General features: G+C 61.4%; 17 protein-coding genes and 1 pseudogene. 5 read left to right on the top strand and 13 right to left on the bottom strand.

What is annotated here, in order from left to right; genetic code table 11:
- From AC1RME_RS20265 to AC1RME_RS20280, 4 genes and pseudogenes are all read right to left on the bottom strand, one after another.
- Positions 1-73 (bottom strand): annotated as a pseudogene (locus tag AC1RME_RS20265) (Hcp family type VI secretion system effector); the annotation flags it as partial.
- A 320-nt stretch (positions 74-393) separates the two neighbouring features.
- A complete protein-coding gene (gene hglS, locus AC1RME_RS20270) occupies positions 394-1,773 on the bottom strand; it encodes a 2-oxoadipate dioxygenase/decarboxylase HglS (protein ID WP_493091662.1) in 1,380 nt (459 codons plus the stop codon).
- 111 nt (positions 1,774-1,884) lie between these two features.
- Positions 1,885-2,823, bottom strand: coding sequence for an alpha/beta fold hydrolase (locus tag AC1RME_RS20275; protein WP_102619566.1), 939 nt, complete (start codon positions 2,821-2,823; stop codon positions 1,885-1,887).
- A gap of 16 nt (positions 2,824-2,839) precedes the next feature.
- Entirely contained in the window at positions 2,840-4,294 is a 1,455-nt protein-coding gene (locus tag AC1RME_RS20280) for a flavin-containing monooxygenase (protein WP_493073481.1), read from the bottom strand.
- Positions 4,295-4,465: 171 nt separating this feature from the next.
- Here AC1RME_RS20280 and AC1RME_RS20285 point away from each other — a divergent pair, with 171 nt between their 5' ends.
- Both AC1RME_RS20285 and AC1RME_RS20290 read left to right on the top strand, forming a co-directional pair.
- Complete coding sequence (locus AC1RME_RS20285) at positions 4,466-5,539, top strand: diguanylate cyclase (RefSeq protein WP_096822911.1); 1,074 nt, start codon at positions 4,466-4,468, stop codon at positions 5,537-5,539.
- Positions 5,540-5,623: 84 nt separating this feature from the next.
- Positions 5,624-6,859 carry a M20/M25/M40 family metallo-hydrolase gene (locus AC1RME_RS20290; RefSeq protein WP_096822910.1) on the top strand — a complete coding sequence of 412 codons (1,236 nt, stop codon included), beginning with the start codon at positions 5,624-5,626 and terminating at the stop codon, positions 6,857-6,859.
- Between the two features lie 88 nt (positions 6,860-6,947).
- On the opposite strand, the gene AC1RME_RS20295 is transcribed toward AC1RME_RS20290, so the two are convergent.
- From AC1RME_RS20295 to AC1RME_RS20330, 8 genes are all read right to left on the bottom strand, one after another.
- Positions 6,948-7,817 (bottom strand): isocitrate lyase/PEP mutase family protein, encoded by an 870-nt coding sequence (locus AC1RME_RS20295; protein ID WP_096822909.1) that lies wholly within the window; start codon positions 7,815-7,817, stop codon positions 6,948-6,950.
- 159 nt (positions 7,818-7,976) lie between these two features.
- Complete coding sequence (gene astA / locus AC1RME_RS20300; protein WP_096822908.1) at positions 7,977-9,011, bottom strand: arginine N-succinyltransferase; 1,035 nt, start codon at positions 9,009-9,011, stop codon at positions 7,977-7,979.
- A 55-nt stretch (positions 9,012-9,066) separates the two neighbouring features.
- Positions 9,067-10,083 (bottom strand): arginine N-succinyltransferase, encoded by a 1,017-nt coding sequence (locus AC1RME_RS20305; RefSeq protein ID WP_493091663.1) that lies wholly within the window; start codon positions 10,081-10,083, stop codon positions 9,067-9,069.
- Positions 10,084-10,201: 118 nt separating this feature from the next.
- Positions 10,202-11,551, bottom strand: coding sequence for an APC family permease (locus AC1RME_RS20310; protein WP_085733174.1), 1,350 nt, complete (start codon positions 11,549-11,551; stop codon positions 10,202-10,204).
- A gap of 87 nt (positions 11,552-11,638) precedes the next feature.
- Positions 11,639-12,391, bottom strand: coding sequence for an N-formylglutamate amidohydrolase (locus AC1RME_RS20315; RefSeq protein WP_493091664.1), 753 nt, complete (start codon positions 12,389-12,391; stop codon positions 11,639-11,641).
- A complete protein-coding gene (locus AC1RME_RS20320; RefSeq protein WP_493091665.1) occupies positions 12,375-13,706 on the bottom strand; it encodes a type I glutamate--ammonia ligase in 1,332 nt (443 codons plus the stop codon). The genes AC1RME_RS20315 and AC1RME_RS20320 overlap by 17 nt, the downstream gene beginning before the upstream one ends.
- Positions 13,703-14,347: a cysteine hydrolase family protein gene (locus AC1RME_RS20325; RefSeq protein ID WP_007956245.1), complete on the bottom strand. Its 645-nt coding sequence runs from the start codon at positions 14,345-14,347 to the stop codon at positions 13,703-13,705. The genes AC1RME_RS20320 and AC1RME_RS20325 overlap by 4 nt, the downstream gene beginning before the upstream one ends.
- A 2-nt stretch (positions 14,348-14,349) precedes the next feature.
- The gene (locus AC1RME_RS20330) at positions 14,350-15,204 is read right to left on the bottom strand and encodes a MurR/RpiR family transcriptional regulator (RefSeq protein ID WP_493091666.1); all 855 of its coding nucleotides are present in this window, start codon (positions 15,202-15,204) and stop codon (positions 14,350-14,352) included.
- Positions 15,205-15,521: 317 nt separating this feature from the next.
- Between AC1RME_RS20330 and AC1RME_RS20335 the strand changes: the two genes are divergently transcribed.
- Both AC1RME_RS20335 and cobF read left to right on the top strand, forming a co-directional pair.
- A complete protein-coding gene (locus AC1RME_RS20335) occupies positions 15,522-16,094 on the top strand; it encodes a histidine phosphatase family protein (protein WP_493091667.1) in 573 nt (190 codons plus the stop codon).
- Complete coding sequence (cobF, locus tag AC1RME_RS20340; RefSeq protein ID WP_493091668.1) at positions 16,091-16,846, top strand: precorrin-6A synthase (deacetylating); 756 nt, start codon at positions 16,091-16,093, stop codon at positions 16,844-16,846. The genes AC1RME_RS20335 and cobF overlap by 4 nt, the downstream gene beginning before the upstream one ends.
- Here cobF and ftrA read toward each other — a convergent pair.
- Entirely contained in the window at positions 16,815-17,804 is a 990-nt protein-coding gene (gene ftrA, locus AC1RME_RS20345) for a transcriptional regulator FtrA (RefSeq protein WP_096822900.1), read from the bottom strand. The two genes, cobF and ftrA, sit on opposite strands and share 32 nt — an antisense overlap.
- A gap of 102 nt (positions 17,805-17,906) precedes the next feature.
- On the opposite strand from ftrA, the gene AC1RME_RS20350 reads away from it, so the two are divergent.
- Positions 17,907-18,341 (top strand): rhodanese-like domain-containing protein, encoded by a 435-nt coding sequence (locus AC1RME_RS20350; RefSeq protein ID WP_096822899.1) that lies wholly within the window; start codon positions 17,907-17,909, stop codon positions 18,339-18,341.
- The last annotated feature ends 148 nt before the right edge of the window (positions 18,342-18,489 follow it).

Genomic DNA, 18,489 nt, shown 5'->3' on the forward strand with positions numbered 1-18,489 from the left:
CGGCGGTGAAGGCGCCGGCAGTGATCAGGCCTTGTTTTTCGCCGGTAACCGACATGTACGCTGGTGTTGCCATGGGATGCTCTCCTTGCGGATAAAGTTAGGGTGCCCGGGAGGCGAAATCGCCCGGTGGGTGCCTGACTGTTATCAAGGAGCGTGCCAACATTTTCGAAGCCTCGTAAAACCGGGAGGATGGCGCTGGCAGTCATTGATTTTCGTGAAAAACGGCAGCGTTTCAGGCGAAAAGTGCGCAAGAAGTTGCGCAGTACTGCGCAACTTCTTGCGCACTTGGCTGGAGGCCAAGAGCTGCGTGGCTTGCAGCGGTTTTAAGGGGTGTTTTATTACGTACAACTGCGCAACTTCTTGCGCAGTATGGCCAAACGCCGCTTCGTCGCCTTACCGAGTCAGCACGGTGAGGCATTCTTCTATCGAACGCTGCTGCGTCTCGGCATACAACCTCAATTCATCGATGGTCGAACGCCCCAAGGCCTGTTCGAACGCCTGACGATTGGAGTGCTCGCCATAGTGCGTCTGCGCCGCATCCCCCAGGTTTGACTGAAAAATCCCCGCCGCACTGACCGGCAGGAAATCTTCGTACACCAGCGGCTCGGCTTTCACGTACCCATCGCGTAACAACGCTCGCAGCGAAACATCAGCGGGACGACTCGCCTCAAGCCCTTTGTCTGTCACGAAATAACGGAAGTACGCCAACTCCTGCTCGCGCATGCCCTCGAGGCTGTCAGGGAATTCGCCGAAGTGCTGAGTCATCAGCGCGTTGTAGCGTGAGGCGTTGGCTTCGTTGGGGAAATCGCCCAATTCATCGCGTGCCGCATTCAGCAGGCGGTCGTACAGCGCCCGGCCCTTGGGGGTCAGCGCCGCACCCCGTTGTTCGATTTCGCCGAACCGGGCGCTGTGGCTGCCGCGAGTTTGCGTCTGGTCGGTGAAGGCGATCGGCTCGTCCAGCGCCTTGAAACTGGTCTGACGCAGCAGGATCGGATGCTGCCGGCGCGGTGGCCCTTCGATCACCGCTTTGGGTGTGATGCCGTGCAGTGGCATCTGTGCCTGAACGATGTCGATGTCCAACGTACGCGGTGTCAGGTGGTTGATGTGCGGGCCCTTGAACGCGACGACATCGGCGATCAAACGATGCTGGGCGCTGAGGGTCTGGTATTGCGCGGCGGTGACGGTGGCGCTGTGGTGCCAGCGAAAAGTCTCCAGCGCCTGCAGGACAAATTCCCCGGCTTCGGATTCATTCAACCCGCCAGCGGCTTCGGCCTGCTCTATCAGACGCAACGCGGTTGGGGTGAAGATCGAACGCTGATCCAGCACCGATTGCGCGAAGGCCCGCAGCTCGGGGTCTTCAATCAACTCAAGTCGCAGCAACGAAGTGAACACCCGGAACGGGCTGACCTGTAGCGCATCTTCATGCACCGCGCGGAACGCCGTGGAGTGCACAGGCACTCCGGCAGGGGTCAGGTCGTAATAACCCACGGGTTGCATGCCCATCACCGCAAACAGGCGGGCGAGGGTGGCCAGTTCGGTCGCGGTGCCAACGCGGATTGCGCCATGGCGCTCCATGTCCAGCCGTTCGATTTCGCCGGTGCTGTGCAGTTGACGGGCGATCTGCGGCTCGCGCGACAGCACGTCGAGGTTGGTCTGTTCCACCAGTTCCATCAAGGCGCCATACAGCGGCACTTCTTCGCGGTACATGTCGGACATCGCTTTGGAGAAGCGTTGGCGGATCAGGTCGGGGCTGACGAAAGGCTGCACGGTCATGAAAAAAATTCCTGGCACGGTCACGTAAAGGATGGGGGAAAAGATCGCAGCCTTCGCCGACGCGGGCAAACGAAGAATCCTACGAACTTCATTCTGCCAACGACTGATCGTTTACCTGTCCTGACGCGAGTTCTCCCCCAGAAACTCCCGATACAAACGCGCCGTGTTCGATGGCTGCTCGACCATCGGCATGTGACCGACGCCGTCCCACACATCGACCCGCAGATTGGCGATGCCCTTGCTCCAGACCGGCACGCTGCTGACATCGATCAACCGGTCCTTGCGGCCCCAGAGCAACAGCCCCGGGCATTTGATGTCCGGGAGTTTCGGCTCCATTGGCGGACTGGCGCGGAAATCCCGGAAGATCTCTTCCAGTTCATCCCGGCGTTGTTCATAGCGCTGGGCGATGGCATCCAGCACCAGCCCCGGTACCCAGGGCGGCGAGGCCATGGTCATCGCATAGAAGCGTCGGAATTCTTCCCGGGAATTGATCAAAAACGGATTGTGCCCACGTGCCAGATGGCGCTCCATGTCGCTGGGCTCCGGCGCGGTGACGCCGGCCGGGTCGATCAAGGCCACCGAAGCGATGCGGTCCGGGTAGGTCGCCGCCAGCCACGCGGCGATGTAACCGCCCATGGAGTTGCCGATCACATGGACTTTCTCGACCCCGCAGACGTCGAGCAACTGGATCATGCGCTTGGCCTGCACCGCGATGTCGTAGCCACCGCCCGCCTTGAAGCCGGTTTCGCCGTGGCCGGCCAGGTCCGGAATGATCACTCGATACTGACTGACGAAATGCCGGGCGAAGCGCAGCCACAGGTTCTTTTCCGCGCTGTAGCCATGCAGCATCAGAATGCTGCTCGACGCTTCATAGGGCCCGCCTTGCCAGGTCGACACGGTCATTTCGGCAATCGGCACTTCAATTTTGTGCAACCGGTACAGCTTGGCCTCCAGGGCCGCGCTCAGGTCGTAGAGCCAGTGGCCGACCGCCGGGTAGCTCAACCAGCTCCAGGCCACGAAAACTGCGAGGGCGACAAACAGCAAGAGCATCGGACGTCTTCCTTGTTCAAGACAGAATGTGGTCGGCCGGTTTCAGCGCCCGGGTCAACCGGTGATAGCTGAAACTGAAGCCCGGGAACATTGCGATCACATGACCGCTCTTGCTTTGATACCAACTGTGGCAGCCGCCGGTTTTCCAGACCGTGCGCTCCATCTCCCGGTGAATCATCTGAGTGTAGGTACGTTCTGCTTCGGGGCGAACTTCGATGCTGCGCAGACCTTTGGCCTGCACGGTGCGGATGCAGTCGAGGATGTAGTTCATCTGCGATTCGATGATGAACAGCGCCGAGGTGTGGCCTATGCCGGTGTTCGGCCCGGTGACGATAAACAGGTTGGGAAAGTCCGGCAGGCTGGTGCCGAGGTAGGCGCGCGGGTATTGCGCCCAGACGTCGCGCAGTTGCACGGCGTTTTTTCCGCTGACCGGGTAGGAAATCACTCCGTCGGTGGCGTCGTAACCGGTCGACCACACGATCAGATCAACGTCGATGTGCTGGCCGTCCGTGGTGACGATGCCGGTTTCGTCGAGGCTGGCGATGCCTTGCTCGCGGCTGTGCAGCGTGACGTTGGGCCGGGTCAGCGCCGGGTAATAAGTGCTGGAGACCAGTACCCGTTTGCAACCGATGGTGAAGTCCGGCGTCAGTTTTCGCTGGAGTTCGGGATCCGTTATCTGGTGTTTGAGGAATTTCAGGGCCTGGTGCTGCACCATGTGAATCGCTGGTTTCGAATATTTGAAGGCGATGACCCGGGTTTCGAACTGCCAGTAGATCATCCAGCGCAACAGCTTGTAGGCCGGTTTCAGACCCAGCAGCCAGCGCTGGAAAGGCCCGAATTTGCGGTCGGGTCGGGGCAGCACCCAATGCGGCGTACGTTGAAAGACGTGCAGTTGCTCGACCTGCGGCGCAATGGTCGGAATCACCTGCGCCGCACTGGCGCCGCTGCCGACGATGGCCACGCGTTTACCGCGATAGTCGTAGCTGTGATCCCAATTGTTTGTATGAAAGGTCTTGCCCTGAAAGCGATCCTGTCCCGGGAAGTGTGGGACGACCGGTTGGCTCAATGGCCCGGTGGCGTTGATCAGGAACTGTGCGTAGAACGTGCCTTTGGTGCCGGTGTGTACGGCCCAACGTTTCTCGGTTTCGTCCCATTCGATGCGTTCGACGTTGGCTTGCAGTTCCACCCGGTCGCGCAGGCCGAAACGCTCGATCACATGTTCGGTGTAGTGATGCAGCTCGGCCTGTTCGGCGAACATCTGCGTCCAGGGGTAGGGCGCGAACGACAATGAATACAGGGGCGACGGCACATCGACCGCCGCGCCGGGGTAAGTGTTCTGGCACCAGGTACCGCCGAAAAAGTCCCGCCGCTCCAGCAAGCGAAAATCGTCGATGCCGGCCTTGAGCAAATTGATGGCCGCGCACTGGCCGCCAAACCCGCTGCCGATGATCAACACTTGATAGGTCTGCATGGTCCTCCTTCTTAGAGTCTTTTTTCCATTTTCTTCCTTTCATGTATAGCCAATCATTTGCCTGCCGTGTGATGGAAATGGCGGGGTATTCGGCCGCTGGCCGGTGATGGCTATTTAACGTCTCCCTGTTAGACTCCGAGCACATCCTTTTGCGGTGTACTCGAGGCCCTTATGGGAAGAACGGGAGGAAAGGGACTTTCACTGGCCAGGAGGCTTTACACATCGCGAACCCTCGGGTTGGTCCTGGGGCTTCTATGCGTGAGCGTTGCGATGTACCCGCTCGATCCGCCGACCTGGGTCTGGGCGCTGATGCTGTTCAACGGCCTGGTCTGGCCGCACCTCGCGTATCAATGGGCCCGACGGGCCAAGGTTCCGTACCACGCCGAACACCGCAACCTGCTGCTCGACGCCTTTCTCGGCGGCTTCTGGGTCGCCGCCATGCACTTCAATCCCTTGCCCAGTGCCACGACTATTTCAATGATGGCGATGAACAATGTCGCCATCGGTGGCCTGCGTTTTCTGCTGGCCGGGGCTGCTGCGCAGTTGCTTGGCGTCGGTGTCGGGCTGGTAGTGTTTGCCCCGGCCTTCATCCCCGCGACCTCTCCGGCGCAGCTCTATGCGTGCCTGCCGTTGTTGATGCTGTATCCGCTGGCGCTGGGCTGGATCTGCTTCCGCCAGGCCTACACCCTTGGCCTGCACAAGCGTGAATTGCTGGCGTTGAGCCGTACCGACAGCCTGACCGGTTTGCTCAATCACGGCGCCTGGAAGGATCAACTGGACATCGAATTCGAACGCAGCAAACGCCAGCAGACTGGCGCGGCGATTGCGCTGATCGACATCGACCACTTCAAGGCAATCAACGACACCTACGGCCATGTGGCCGGCGATATCGTCCTGCGTCAGTTAAGCAAGATGCTCAAGCAGAATCTGCGCATGGCCGATGTGGCGGGGCGTTATGGCGGCGACGAGTTTTGCGTGATCCTTCCGGACCTGCCGCTGTTCAATGCAGCGCAGGCCATGGAAGCCTTGCGCGAGCGTTTTTCCTTTCTGGTCTACGAACAGAACCCGGCGCTGAAAGTCAGCCTGAGCATTGGCCTGGCGGCACTCGATCCGGCTCACGGCGATGCAACGCGCTGGCTGAACGATGCCGATGAAGCGCTCTACGAAGCCAAGGCCAGCGGGCGCAACCGGGTGATCTGCTGCAACGATGACAAGCCGCGGCGCGAGGTATTCGATTCGGTTTGAACGGATTGGGTGTCGCATCCGGGATAGAGCCTTGGGGCGATGTCAGGTACGGTTCAGTACCCGACACGAAACAAGGATTGATTCATGACGTTCAAATTCCCTCGTTCTCTGCTGGCCGCCGGTCTCGGCCTGACCCTCTCTTTCGCAGCCGCTGGCGCGTTCGCCGAACCGCACAAACAGGTGCTGGCCGACGCCGAGCAATACAAACCCGAAGCCCTGAAATTGCTCGAACGCCTGGTCAATATCGACTCGGGCTCGGGCTATGAGCCAGGGCTCAAGCAAGTCAGCGACATCGCCATCGATGAGCTGAAAAAGCTTGGCGCAACCATTGAACTGGTGCCCAACACTCCGGAAAAAACCAACCACGTACTCGCCACGCTCAAAGGCACCGGCAAGGCGAAAATCCTGCTGATGGCGCACATGGACACGGTGTTCAAGGAAGGTTCTGCTGCCGAGCGTCCGTTCCACATCAAGGACGGCCGTGCCTACGGGCCGGGGGTGATGGACGACAAGGGCGGGATTGTCGCCGGCATTTATGCGCTGAAAATTCTCAAGAACCTCGACTTCAAGGACTACGCGCAAATCACTTTCCTGCTCGATGCCAGCGAAGAAACCGGCTCGGACGTCGCCACTGACCTGATCAAGAAAACCGCCAAACTTCACGACGTGACCCTCAATCTTGAGCCGGGCCGTCCGGCCGATGGTCTGGTGGTGTGGCGCAAGGGCAGTGCCACCGCACTGGTCGAGGTCAAGGGCAAGGCCGCCCACGCCGGCGTCGCGCCGGAACTGGGGCGCAACGCGGCGATGGAGGCGGCACACCAGATCCTGCAACTGGGCAAGCTCGGCGACGAAGCCAAGAAAACCACCATCAACTTCACTGTGCTCAAGGCCGGTGATCGCACCAACGTGATCCCGGATCAGGCCATGGCCAAGGCTGACGTACGGGCGGCGGTGCCGGAGGAATTCGACCGGATCGAGAAGGATCTGGCGCGGGTGTCGCAGGACAAGTTGATTCCCGATACCGAAGTGAAGACTTCGCTGCAACGCGGCTTGCCACCGATGCCGCAGACGCCGGAGTCGGATCGTTTGATGGCAATGGCCCAGGGGATTTACGGCGAAATCGGCCGCAAGTTGACCGAAGAAGGCAGTGGCGGGGCGGCGGATGCGAGTCTGTCAGCCGGGGTGGGCACGCCGACGCTGGATGGGTTCGGGATTGTTGGCGGCAACATTCATACGCCGGAGGAGTATGCGGAAGTGGAGAGTGTGGCGCCGCGGATTTATCTGTTGTCGCGGATGATTATGGAGCTGGCGAAGCAGTAACGGCAGCTAGCGGTTTCGCGGCGGGCGCCATGCGAGTGGACTCGTAATGGCGTCGGGCCGCTCTGCCTCTTTGTAGCGGGGTGTGAGGTTACTCTTTGACGCTCATGTATTCCTTGGCCCAGAGGATGTATTCCTCAGGCTGGGTGTAGGTGTGGGTCAGTTCGGTGGCGCTCAGGTCCGAAGCCTGGGTGAAGATCTGGCGCTGTTCGCGCAGGCTGTCGTAAGTGGCCTTGATCGCCGCGAAGTAAGCGCCGTGGCCGTCGATGGTCACGCGTACACCCAGTTCGGCCAGGCGTTTGTCGTCGCGCAGCGCCGGGTTGCCGTAGGTGACCAGCATCAACGGGACGGTCAGGTGTTCGGCGATTTGCTCGAGCTGATCGAAGTCCTGGATGCCGACCATGCAGATACCGTCGGCGCCAGCGGCCTGGTATTGGCGGGTGCGGCTGATGATTTCCTGATTCGGCAGGATGCCGGCGTTGGTCCGGGCGATGATCGCCATTTCCGAGTCGACTCGGGCTTCCAGTGCCGCGCGGATCTTGCCGACGCCTTCGGCGACCGAGATCAGATCGGTGGATTTACGGCCGAATTGTGCCGGCAGCAGGGTGTCTTCGATGGTCAGCGCGGCGACGCCGGCGCGTTCCAGTTCGACGATGGTGCGCATCACGTTCAGGGCGTTGCCGTAGCCGTGGTCGGCGTCGGCGATCACCGGCAATTGGGCGACGCGGCCGATTCGGGTGGCCTGTTCAGCGAATTCGCTGAGGGTGATCAGGGCAAAGTCCGGAGCACCCAGGACCTGCAACGAGGCGACCGAACCGCCAAGAATCCCTACTTCAAAACCCAGGTCAGCGGCGATGCGGGCGGACATCGGATCGAACACCGATGCGGTGTGATAGCAGGTGTCGGAAGCCAGCAGCTGACGGAAGTTACGGCGCAAATCTTGATGAGAAAGCCTGGTCATACGAGTTCCACCAATACAAAGGAATGGAAAGGCTTGAGCAAAGGTGTCAACGCCGAAGGTGAAAAGGCTATCACGCCAATGGGTCAAGGATCATGACGAATTAACGAGGAAGTTAACCAGGAAAACCTGTTCAGGCTTTCTTGCTGCAGGCAGAGGCGCTCAGGCCGCCACCGCCTGCTGCTGTTGATTGGGCAGCGGCACTGCCCGCACCGAGTTGCCCGGCTGCAATTGCAGGCGTTTGGCGGTGAGGCGGTCGATTACCAGAGTGCTGCCGACCCGGCGTCCCGGAGCGACTGTGATGCGGCAGTTTTCCAGACGGCGGTTGTGAATCAGCCACAGCGGCGCCTGATCGTCCGGCGCGCCAATGCTCAGGGTCAGTTCCAGGCTGTCGCGTACCGTGCGGATACTGCGGATCGGCGCCTCGATGACCGGGCCGCCGTCGAAGATGTCGATGTAGCCTTTGTGGGCGAAACCCTCGGACTGGAGAATTTTCAGTGCCGGCTCGGTGTTGGGGTGGGCCTGACCGATCACGGCCTGAGCCTGTTCGGTGAGCAGGCAGGTGTACAGCGGCTGGCGCGGCATCAGTTCGGCGATGAAGGCCTTGTTGCCCAGCCCGGACAGGTGGTCGGCGTGGCTGAAGTCCATCTGAAAGAAGTGCCGGCCGAGGCTGTCCCAGAATGGCGAACAGCCTTGCTCGTCGGCACTGCCGCGCAGTTCGGCGATCATCTTCTCGCCGAACAGGTGCGGGAATTCAGCGACAAACAGCAAGCGCCCCAATGACAGCAGGCGTCCATTGCTGCCGTGGCGCTGATCGTGGCGCAAGAACAGCGAGCACAGTTCCGATTGGCCGGTCAGTTCATTGTTGAGGAACAGCGTCGGGATCTGCCGCTGAATGCCCAGGTCCGGCGCCGAGCTGACAGTCAGCCCGACCCGATAGTTGTACCAGGGCTCACGCAGGCCGACAGCCCCGGCCAGGGCGCTGACCCCGACCACCCGCTGCTCGTCGTCCTCGAGCACAAACAGATAGTCGGCATCGGCCCGCTCGACCTGCTCGGCGAAGGCGCGTTGCGCCCAGCGTACCCGGTGGGCCAGGCGATCTTCGTTGGCAGGCAGGGTGGTGAACCCCGGCCCGGCCTGTTGCACCAGCGTCATCAACGCTGGCAGGTCGCTGACTTGGACCGGACGGACAATCATGCTGCAACTCCTTTTGCGCGCCTGCTCGGGCACTGTCGTTGGGTGAGGGCGCGGTTCACAGGGCAATCACCCGGATCGTGCTGCCAGCGCTGACATTCAGTGCTGCACAAATCGCCGGCGTAAGCGCCAAGGGCTGACCGGGCTGGTAATCCAACTCGGCGACCACCGCCCGAAAGCCATGCAGTGCATCGTTACTCACCAGATAACGACCGCGGGCATCGATCAGTGGTTCCGTTTGAACCGTGGCGGTCTGGCTCTGGGCGATCGAACGGATGTTGGCGGTGCGTGCATACAAGGTCGGGCCGGCATCGAACAGGTCGATGTAGCTGTTGGTTTCAAAACCCTCGCGCTCAAGGATGTCGAAGGCTTCCTGACCGTCCGGGTGGATGCGACCGATGCACTCCTGTGCCGCCAGCGGCAGCATCGGCACGTAGATCGGGTATTGCGGCATCAGTTCGGCAAGAAACGTACGGCTCTGCAAGCCGCACAGGCGTTCGGCCTCGACGTAGGGCAGATCGAAGAAGTGCTTACCCAGCGCATCCCAGAACGGCGAGTTGCCTTGCTCGTCGCTGTAGCCGACGATTTCGGTGATCACCGCTTCGGCAAAACGTGTCCCGTGGGCGGCGATGAACAGCAGTCGTGCCCGCGACAGCAATTCCGAGAAGGGTGTGCGTACCAGCGCCGTGTTGATGTGAAAACCGCGCAGCAGCGTGTGGCCGCTGAGGTCGTGGCACAGCGACAGTGCCGGAACGCCATGTTCGATGTTCAGTTCCCGCGAAGCGCTGGTGAAATGGCGATTGCGCAGACTGTAGAACGGCTCGTTATGGCCGGCAGTGGCGAGAATCTCCGAGCAGCCGACCAGGCGTCTGCTGTCGAGATCTTCCAGCACGAAAAAGTAATTCTCCGGGCCCTGAGCCGCTGCCTCGCTGTCGAACGAGGCGCAGGACGCGGCGATTTTTTCGCTCAGGCGCTGGCTGTCGTCCGGCAGGGACGTGACGCCCACCAGGCTGTCGCGAGCCAATTGTTGCAATTGAGGCAGGTCGTTTGGCTCGACTGGGCGTAAGACCAGCATGGATGCACTCCTGTATCAAAAGATTCGGCCCATTCGCCGAACCTGACTATCACTGTCGGTTTCCACGCGTTAAAGCGGCGGACGCCTGATTTGTTGTCAGACGCCGCTCTTTTTCTTGTCAGCCATTGCTCGGGTCAGGCAGCGCGGTACTGGCGCCGAGCTTGTTCAGGAAGAACAGGTACACCAGACCCAGGGCGATCCAGATCAGGCCGAGTTTCTGTGCATCGACGCCCATGTTGTACATGATGGCCGCGACGATGATGAAGCCGATCACCGGGCAGATCAGGTGACGGATCACCTGGCCGGACTTCTGCCGGCGCCAGTAGTAATTGATCACGGTCAGGTGCAACAGCATGAAGCCGCTCAAGGCGCCGAAGTTGACCAGCGAGGTCAGGGTGTCCACCGAGTTGATGAACAGGTAGCAGATCACCAGCGACAGCACGGCCACCAGATAGATGCTCAGGTACGGCGTGTTGTGTTTCGGGTGGACCTTGGCCAGCACTTTCGGCAGCTTGCCGTCGCGGGCCATGCCGAACAGCAGGCGCGAGACCGCCGCTTGCGAAGTGATTGCCACCGCCACGCCCCAGGCCAGGGCCGTGGCAACGCCGGTCAGGGTCGCGAGCCAGCTGCCGGCGGCAATTTCGGCGATTTCATAGAACGCGGTGTCGGCGGACTTGAAGCCCATGCCGGCGGCCAGGTCGGTGGCGATCCAGGTCTGTACGACGAAAATCGCGCCCATCACTACCAGGGTGATCAACGCCGCTTTGCCGACGCTGCGGCCCGGATCGCCCTTGATCTCTTCGGCGAGCGTGGAGATCGCATCGAAACCGAGGAATGACAGCACCGCAATCGACACTGCTTGCATCAGCAGAGCGAAGTTGAAGGTTTCCGGGTGATACAGCGGCGCCAGGGTCAACTGGCCGTTGCCGCCACCGTTGTGCAGGGCGTTCCAGGCGTAGAACAGGAAAATCCCCAGCACAACGAGTTGTGCCAGCAGGAACACGATGTTCATGCGGGCGGTGAAAGTGATGCCGCGCAGGTTGACGAACGTGGCGCTGACCAGGAACGCCAGGATGAAGCCGACCTTCGGAATGTCCGGGTACAAATGGTTGAGCGCCATCGCCGCGTAGACGTAGAGCAGTGGCGGAATCAGCAGATAGTCGAGCAGCATCAGCCAGCCGGCGATGAAGCCGACGTGTTGATTCAGGCCTCGTTGTGCGTAGGAATACACCGAGCCGGCAATCGGAAAGGCCCGGGCCATGCTGCCGTAGCTCAGTGCGGTGAAGACCATCGCCACCATGCCGATGATGTACGCCAAGGGCACCATCCCCGGTGCCTCCGCGTTGACGTAGCCATACACGCCAAACGGGGCGATGGGGATCATGAAGATCATCCCGTACACCACCAGGTCGGTCAGTGTCAGGCTACGTTTCAACTCCTGTTTGTAGCCGAACTCTTCTATTTCCATGAAGCGCAACTCCTTGTCAGCCAATCGGTCGTTTTAGTTGTTATATCGGTCCGTCGTTTACAGCGTCAGCAGTGGTTACAACAATCTTTACAGCAGGGGTGCCAGATAATTTGCCCAGCGGGAAACCGCTTCCGGGTTGCGCAGCAGGTCGTTGCGCACTTCGATCAAGACCGACTCCAGACCACGGGCATCGCCGTGCACCGGCACGGTCATGTCGCCCAGCGGGTCGATCTTGTACGGCTGGTTGCCGGCGACTTTCAGCGGATGCCGGTCGAGACCGTCGAGCAGGCGCTGGGCGTATGCCTTGGACTGACCGAACAGCACGCCGACTTCCAGTTCCCGTGGCTGGCCGTAGTACACCGGGGTGAAACTGTGAATCCCCACCACCCGCACTGGCCGGCCATCGGCCAGGCGCTCGTCGATCAGTTGTTGCAACCGGGTGTGAAACGGCTTGAACAGGCACTGGCGACGGTATTCGCGGGTGGCTTCATCGAGCTCGCGGTTGCCCGGCACCTGATAGATCTCGCTCTGCGCCGGAATGCTGTCCGGGGCATGTCGGGGCCGGTTGAGGTCGATCAACAGTCGCGAATAATTGGCGCTCAGCAGCGTGGCGCCGATCTTTTCCGACAGTTGCTCGGCCAGCTCCAGCGCACCGATGTCCCAGGCAATGTGTTCACGCGCAGCCGTGTCATCCAGGCCCAGGTTGTTCAGGGCGTCGGGGATGTAACGGCTGGCGTGCTCGCACACCAGGATCAGTGGATGCGACGAGTTTTCGCGGATCAGGTTGTAGACCGGTCGGGTGTACAACCCAAGCTCGGCGGATTCAGTACAGGCGTGCATAGTGCTCACACAGGTCAGCGGGCGAGAGCTGTTCCGTCAGCGCCAGTTCCTCGGTTTTAAGGGCGAAATACGTGTCGAGCAACGGTGCGGGCAGCGCTGCCATCAGCGCTTCGCTGCGACGCAGGCATTCCAGTGCCTGAGCCAAAGAGGCAGGCAGGGCAACGATGCCCCGCGCCTCGCGTTGTTCGTCGTTGAGTGAATCGGGGATTTCATCGGTGATCGCGTTCAGCGCCAGACGCTGTTCGATGCCCAGGCGTCCGGCGATCAGCAGCGCAGCCATCGCCAGGTGCGGCGAAGCGGTGGCGTCCATGGCGCGGAATTCCAGGTTGTACTGCTTTGCCACGGGTTTGTTGCCCAGGCTCACGGTCGGGCAGATGCGCAGCGCCGCTTCGCGGTTCTGTTGCCCGAGGCAGGCGTAGGACGCGCTCCAGTGGTGCGGCTGCAAACGTTCATATGAGACCGGCGTCGGTGCGGTGAACGCACACAGCGCCGGCAAGTAATGCAGCACGCCCGCCGCCCAGTGCTGGCCCAGGGTCGACAAGCCATTGCTGGTGCCGGCGTCGTACAGCATCGGCTGACCGGCCAGGTCGAGCAGGCTGACATGCAGGTGCACGCCGTTGCACACCGCTTCAGCAGCGGTCTTCGGTGCGAAGCTCAGGTCCAGGCCCATCTGCCGGGCGATTTCACGGGTGATCTCGCGTACGTTCACCGCGCGATCCGCCGCCGCCACGCCGAAGGTCGGGCGGCAGGTGATTTCGTATTGATGCTTGCCGTATTCGGGCAGGAACATTTCCGGCTCGACGCCGCCGGCTCGCAACGCGCTGAGCAGCCAGCCGCCGAACTCGGCGCCCTGGCGTTGTGCTTCGAGAGAGAAGGCCAGGTGTTCGGCAAACCCTGCGTGCAGATTGAATTCGTGTTCGAACGCGGCGTTGACCTGCAACCCGAGCTGGTCGCGATACCGCTCGATTTCATCGCGCAGCAGCGTGCGCGGGCAGGCGCCCCACGGGCGGCCGTCGGTTTCGCGGATGTCACCGTGGATGAAATCCAGCGCCGGGGCGGCGGCGTCCGGACCATTGCCGACCGTGACGCGGCTGGCCAGGTCGGGAATCAACCGCAGATCGCCATAGGCGCCCCACGGATTGCTCGACGCGATGATGTCCTGCGGCGTCAACGCGCTGTTGGCCGGCACCCAGCCGCAACCGGCCGCTTGATAGTGCTCCAGCTCATCGCTGGGAAACGAGCGGCCACGGGTGATACCGATCAGGTCGGTGGTGACGATGGTGGTCATCGGCAACGGCGACAAGCGTTCGCTCATGGCTGCATCTCCTGCAACCGACCGAGTACGGTGTCAGTGTCGGTGATCCAGCAGTAGCCCTTGATCGCGTTCAGGCACGCGTCGTGGCGTGCTTCGGTGTAGGTCGCGCAGGCGTCCGCCACCAGTGTCACCAGATAACCCCGGTCGGCGGCGTCGCGCACGGCCATGTCCACGCACTGGTCGGTGACGATGCCGGCGATGATCAGGTGCCGGGTTTCCAGATTGCGCAGCACGTAGTCGATGTTGGTCGAGTTGAAGACACCGGAAGAAGTCTTTGGCAGCACGATTTCGTTTTCCGCCGGGGTCAGTTCGGCGATGACCTGTGCCTGCGGGCTGCCCTTGGGCAGGTGCATGTCCGACAGTTTGTGGTCCAGCGAGCGGTCGCGACCGTCGGCGGTGAGGCTTTCGATCAGGGTGTGCAGCACGTTCTGCCGTGCGTCGCGGAAGGCGTTGAGCAAGCGCACCTGATTCGGCACCACTTGCGAGCGCGTACGATTGAGGAAGTAGGCGGCGTCCGGGCCTTCGAGGTGCGGGTCGAACTGCGGCTCAAGCCAGGCACGCTGCATGTCCACCAGCAACAGCGCAGTGTGGTCGGTGACAAACGGCAGGTCCCGCGGCGAGCGGTGGGGAAGGCTGAACATCCTTATTTATCCTCCAGCAGGTGGGTGTCGAAGTCGTTGCGCAGGGCATCGATGCCTTCCAGGCGATCGGCCAGGTCCGGGCTGCGCAGGGTCAGGCAAGCGATCAACGCTTCAACCTGGGCCAGCGCCGGGACCATGGTGTCGAACGGCGATGCCGACTCCACCGGGGCGCTGATGATCATGTCGGCCAGCTCGCGCAGCGGCGAGGCATAGATGTCGGTGAACAGCACGACGCGAGCGTTGTTGTTCTTGGCTGCATTGGCTACGCGCAGGGCCTGGGTCTGGTAGCGGCGATAGTCGAACACCAGCACCACGTCCTGGCGCTGCAGGTCGAACAGACGATCCGGCAGTTGCGCGTTGTCCTCCAGCGCAAAGCAACCGGGGCGCAGCAGACGCAAATGATTGAGCAGGTAAGTGGCCATCAGGCTGCTGAAACGCCCGCCGAAGCAGTAGACCTGATGGCGCGTGTCGAGCAGCCACTGCGCGAGAATCCGCACGTCTTCGGGTTGGGTCAGGGCCTGGGTTTCAGCCAGCAGGTTGTGGCTGTGGGCCAGATAGTGGCTCCAGGCATCGTCCTGATTCAGGTTCGAACGCGGTTGCAACAGCGTGCGCGGCGAGCGCAGGCGATGGTCCATGTCGCTGAGCAGGGCGTCCTGGAATTCGGCGTAACCGCCAAAACCGAGTTTTTTTACCAGACGCACGATGGTCGGATCGCTGACGCCGGCGTGTTCGGCCAGACGCGCCATCGGGCCGAGCCCGTTGCGCGGGTACTGATCGAGCAGGGCCCGGACGACTTTGCGCTCTGAAGGCGTAAGGTCCAGGCCGGGATCAGTAATCAGGTCTCTGAGAGGGGGCATCCGGGCTCCTGCTGGATGGGGTGTTGGATTCGCTTCACAATCCGTTAAAACAGTATTTATGTAACTCACGCTACATGTCTAGTGAATTTTCCAGGCAATTATTTCAGCCCCAAAATGGGGCGAGATGCCCGTGTAACAAGGGCTACACGTCTATCGATCGATCTTGTAGTCCATTGCCCATTGTTGTGTCAGACATTGCCGCTTTGTTTTGACAGGGCGATTGAAGGGCTTCCCCGGAACCGCCCGGTTTACGGCACAATTGCCGTCCTGTCGGCACGTTGCCGGGTGTTTTTTACCTTCTGACCGAGTGACTCATTGTGCAAGCCACCCGTTTGACCTTGATCTGTCACGCCAGAACCGTCGCACAAAAATTGGCGCGTTTTCCTACGAACGAAGCTGTTGAAGAAAGCGCTGTTGCGTCTGACTCGCTGGCCACTCGATTCGCTACGCCGCGTCGTTTGATCTGCGGCCCGGAATTGCGCACGCGTCAGACTGCCGCATGGTTCGGTCACGATGCCCAGGTGGATGAAGCATTGCGCGATTGCGACTGGGGCCGTTGGCAGGGGCAGTCGATCAAAGACTTGCAGCGAGATGAACCGGAAGCTCTGCAAGCCTGGCTCGAAGATCCCGGCGCCGCGCCCCATGGCGGGGAGTCGGTGGTGCAACTCGGCGAACGAGTGGTCGCATGGCTGGCGACCCTGCAAACCACGCCGGGTCATGTGGTGGCCGTCACGCATCCGTTCATCATGCGTGCGGCGCTGATGCAGGTCATGCAAGGCCAGGCTTTCCATAGCATCGATGTCGAGCCGCTGGCGGTGGTCGAGTTGAGTTTCTTCGGGCGCTGGCGGCTACGCTTGTCCGGCATCGACCTTGAAGGAGACCGTTCATGAAACGCTTGCTGGTCATCGGCATTGGCGCCGGCAACCCCGACTACATCACGATGCAGGCGGTGAAGGCGCTGAATCAGGTGGACGTGTTTTTCCTCATGGACAAGGGCCAGAGCAAGGACAAGCTGATCGACCTGCGTCGCGAAATCTGCGAACGCTACATCACCGATCGTACCTACCGTTTCGCCGAAGCCCACAGCCCGGAGCGCGAGCGCGGCGATGTGGACTACAGCGCCAGCGTCGATGATCTGAACCGCGCCAAGCGGCAAACCTTCGAGCGCCTGATCAATGACGAATTGGCTGACGGGCAGTGCGGCGGTTTTCTGGTATGGGGCGATCCGGCGTTGTACGACAGCACCCTTCGCATTCTCCAGGCGATTCTGGCTTCGGGGCGATGCACATTTGAATTCGACGTGATCCCGGGCATCACCAGCGTTCAGGCCCTGGCGGCGCAGCACAAGGTACCGCTGAACACCATCGGCCACTCGATTGAAATCACCACCGGCCGACGCCTGGCGGCGGGGCAGGTGAGTGATACCGACAGCCTGGTGGTGATGCTCGACGCCGAAGACTCCTACCATCAAGTGGCGGATCAGCAGACGGAGATCTACTGGGGCGCCTACCTCGGCACGCCGGACGAAATCCTCATCAGCGGCCGGCTCAAGGATGTCGCGGATGAAATCGAGCGGGTGCGCAAGGCTGCGCGGGCCGAGCATGGCTGGATCATGGACACTTATCTGTTGCGCAAGCCTTGACCTCACGACCAAAGCGCTCGCGATACACCGACGGCGGCACCCCGACCACGCTGCGAAACGCCACACGAAAGCTTTCTACCGAACGATAACCGCAGCGCTGGGCGATCTGATCAGTGTTTTGCGGTGTGCTTTCCAGCAGCTCTCGGGCTCGGGCCAGGCGCTCGTGTTGCAGCCAGGCCTTGGGGGACTGGCCGCTGGCTTCCGTGAATTTGCGCAGGAAGGTGCGTTCGCTCATCGCCGCTTCGCTGGCCAGATCACGCACTTCCAGCGGTTCGTGCAGGCGTTCGCGGGCCCACTGCATCACGCGCGACAGATCGCTGCGCGGGGTCGGGCTGACCGGGGTGGGAATGAATTGCGCCTGACCGCCGGTGCGTTGCGGCGACATCACCAGCCGTCGCGCTACCGAATTGGCCACCTGAGTGCCGAAGTCCCGCGCCACCAGATGCAGGCAGGCGTCGATCCCGGCCGCGCTGCCAGCCGAAGTAATCAATTGGCCTGAATCGACGTAAAGCACGTCCGGGTCGACATCAATGGCCGGGAAGCGCTCGGCCAGCTCCGAGGTGTAGCGCCAGTGGGTGGTCGCGCCATGCCCGTCGAGCAATCCGCTGGCTGCCAGCACAAAGACACCCGAGCAGATCGACAGCAACCGTGCGCCGCGCGAATGGGCATTGCGCAATGCTTCGAGCAAGGCTTCCGGCACCGGCGCACTGCGGTCGCGCCAGCCGGGAATGATGATGGTGCGCGCATCCGCCAACAATTCCAGACCACCATCGGCCAGCACCTGGATCCCGCCCATGGCACGCATCGGGCCTTGATCCACCGCTGCAATGCAGTGCGCGTACCACGGGAAATCGAACTCCGGCCGGGCCAGGCCGAAGATCTCCACGGCGATGCCGAACTCGAACGTACAGAGGCCGTCGTAGGCCAGGATCGCGACCAATCCAGGTGATTCAGGCATTTGGCGGAAACTTCCCGGTGAGTGTCTTGTGCGCCACTGTAGCGGCAAGCGGCGGCTCGATAAAGTCTGTTCATCCCTTCACAGACGTAGGAGCAACACAACATGCCCAGCCTGGTTCGCGAAATTCCTGCCGCCCCGTCGGCGATTGCCCTGATGCACTTCAGCAACCGTCTGACCTTCGAAACCGATTGTTCCGACGTCTTCAGCAGCCAGGAAGCCGGTGAGATCGATTTCGTGCTGGTGGACGTGCGCGGGCCGCTGGCCTTCGAGCGCGGCCACGTACCGGGGGCGATCAATATTCCGGGGCGTTTGCTGACGGCTGAACGGCTGGCGGATTACCCGACATCCACGCTGTTCGTGGTGTATTGCGCCGGTCCCCACTGCAACGGCGCCAACAAGGCAGCGGTGAAACTGGCGGCGCTGGGTTATCCGGTCAAGGAGATGATCGGCGGGGTCACCGGCTGGCTCGATGAAGGCTTCGAATTGAGTGTCGCGGCACCGCGAGCGGCAACCCATCCGATTGCCTGTGATTGCTGATATTCAGTGAGTTGCCGCCCTCGGCGGCAACTTTTATCGGCTTTGTCCTACAACCCTTGCACCGCTCTGGCGCACACTTTTCCCATGTGATGGCACTCGCCGATTTTCTATAAGTATTTGTCGCTTAAACACAATTTGCCCCGTGCGC

The sequence above is a fragment of the Pseudomonas sp. GW822-FHT03F08 genome, assembly GCF_058801265.1.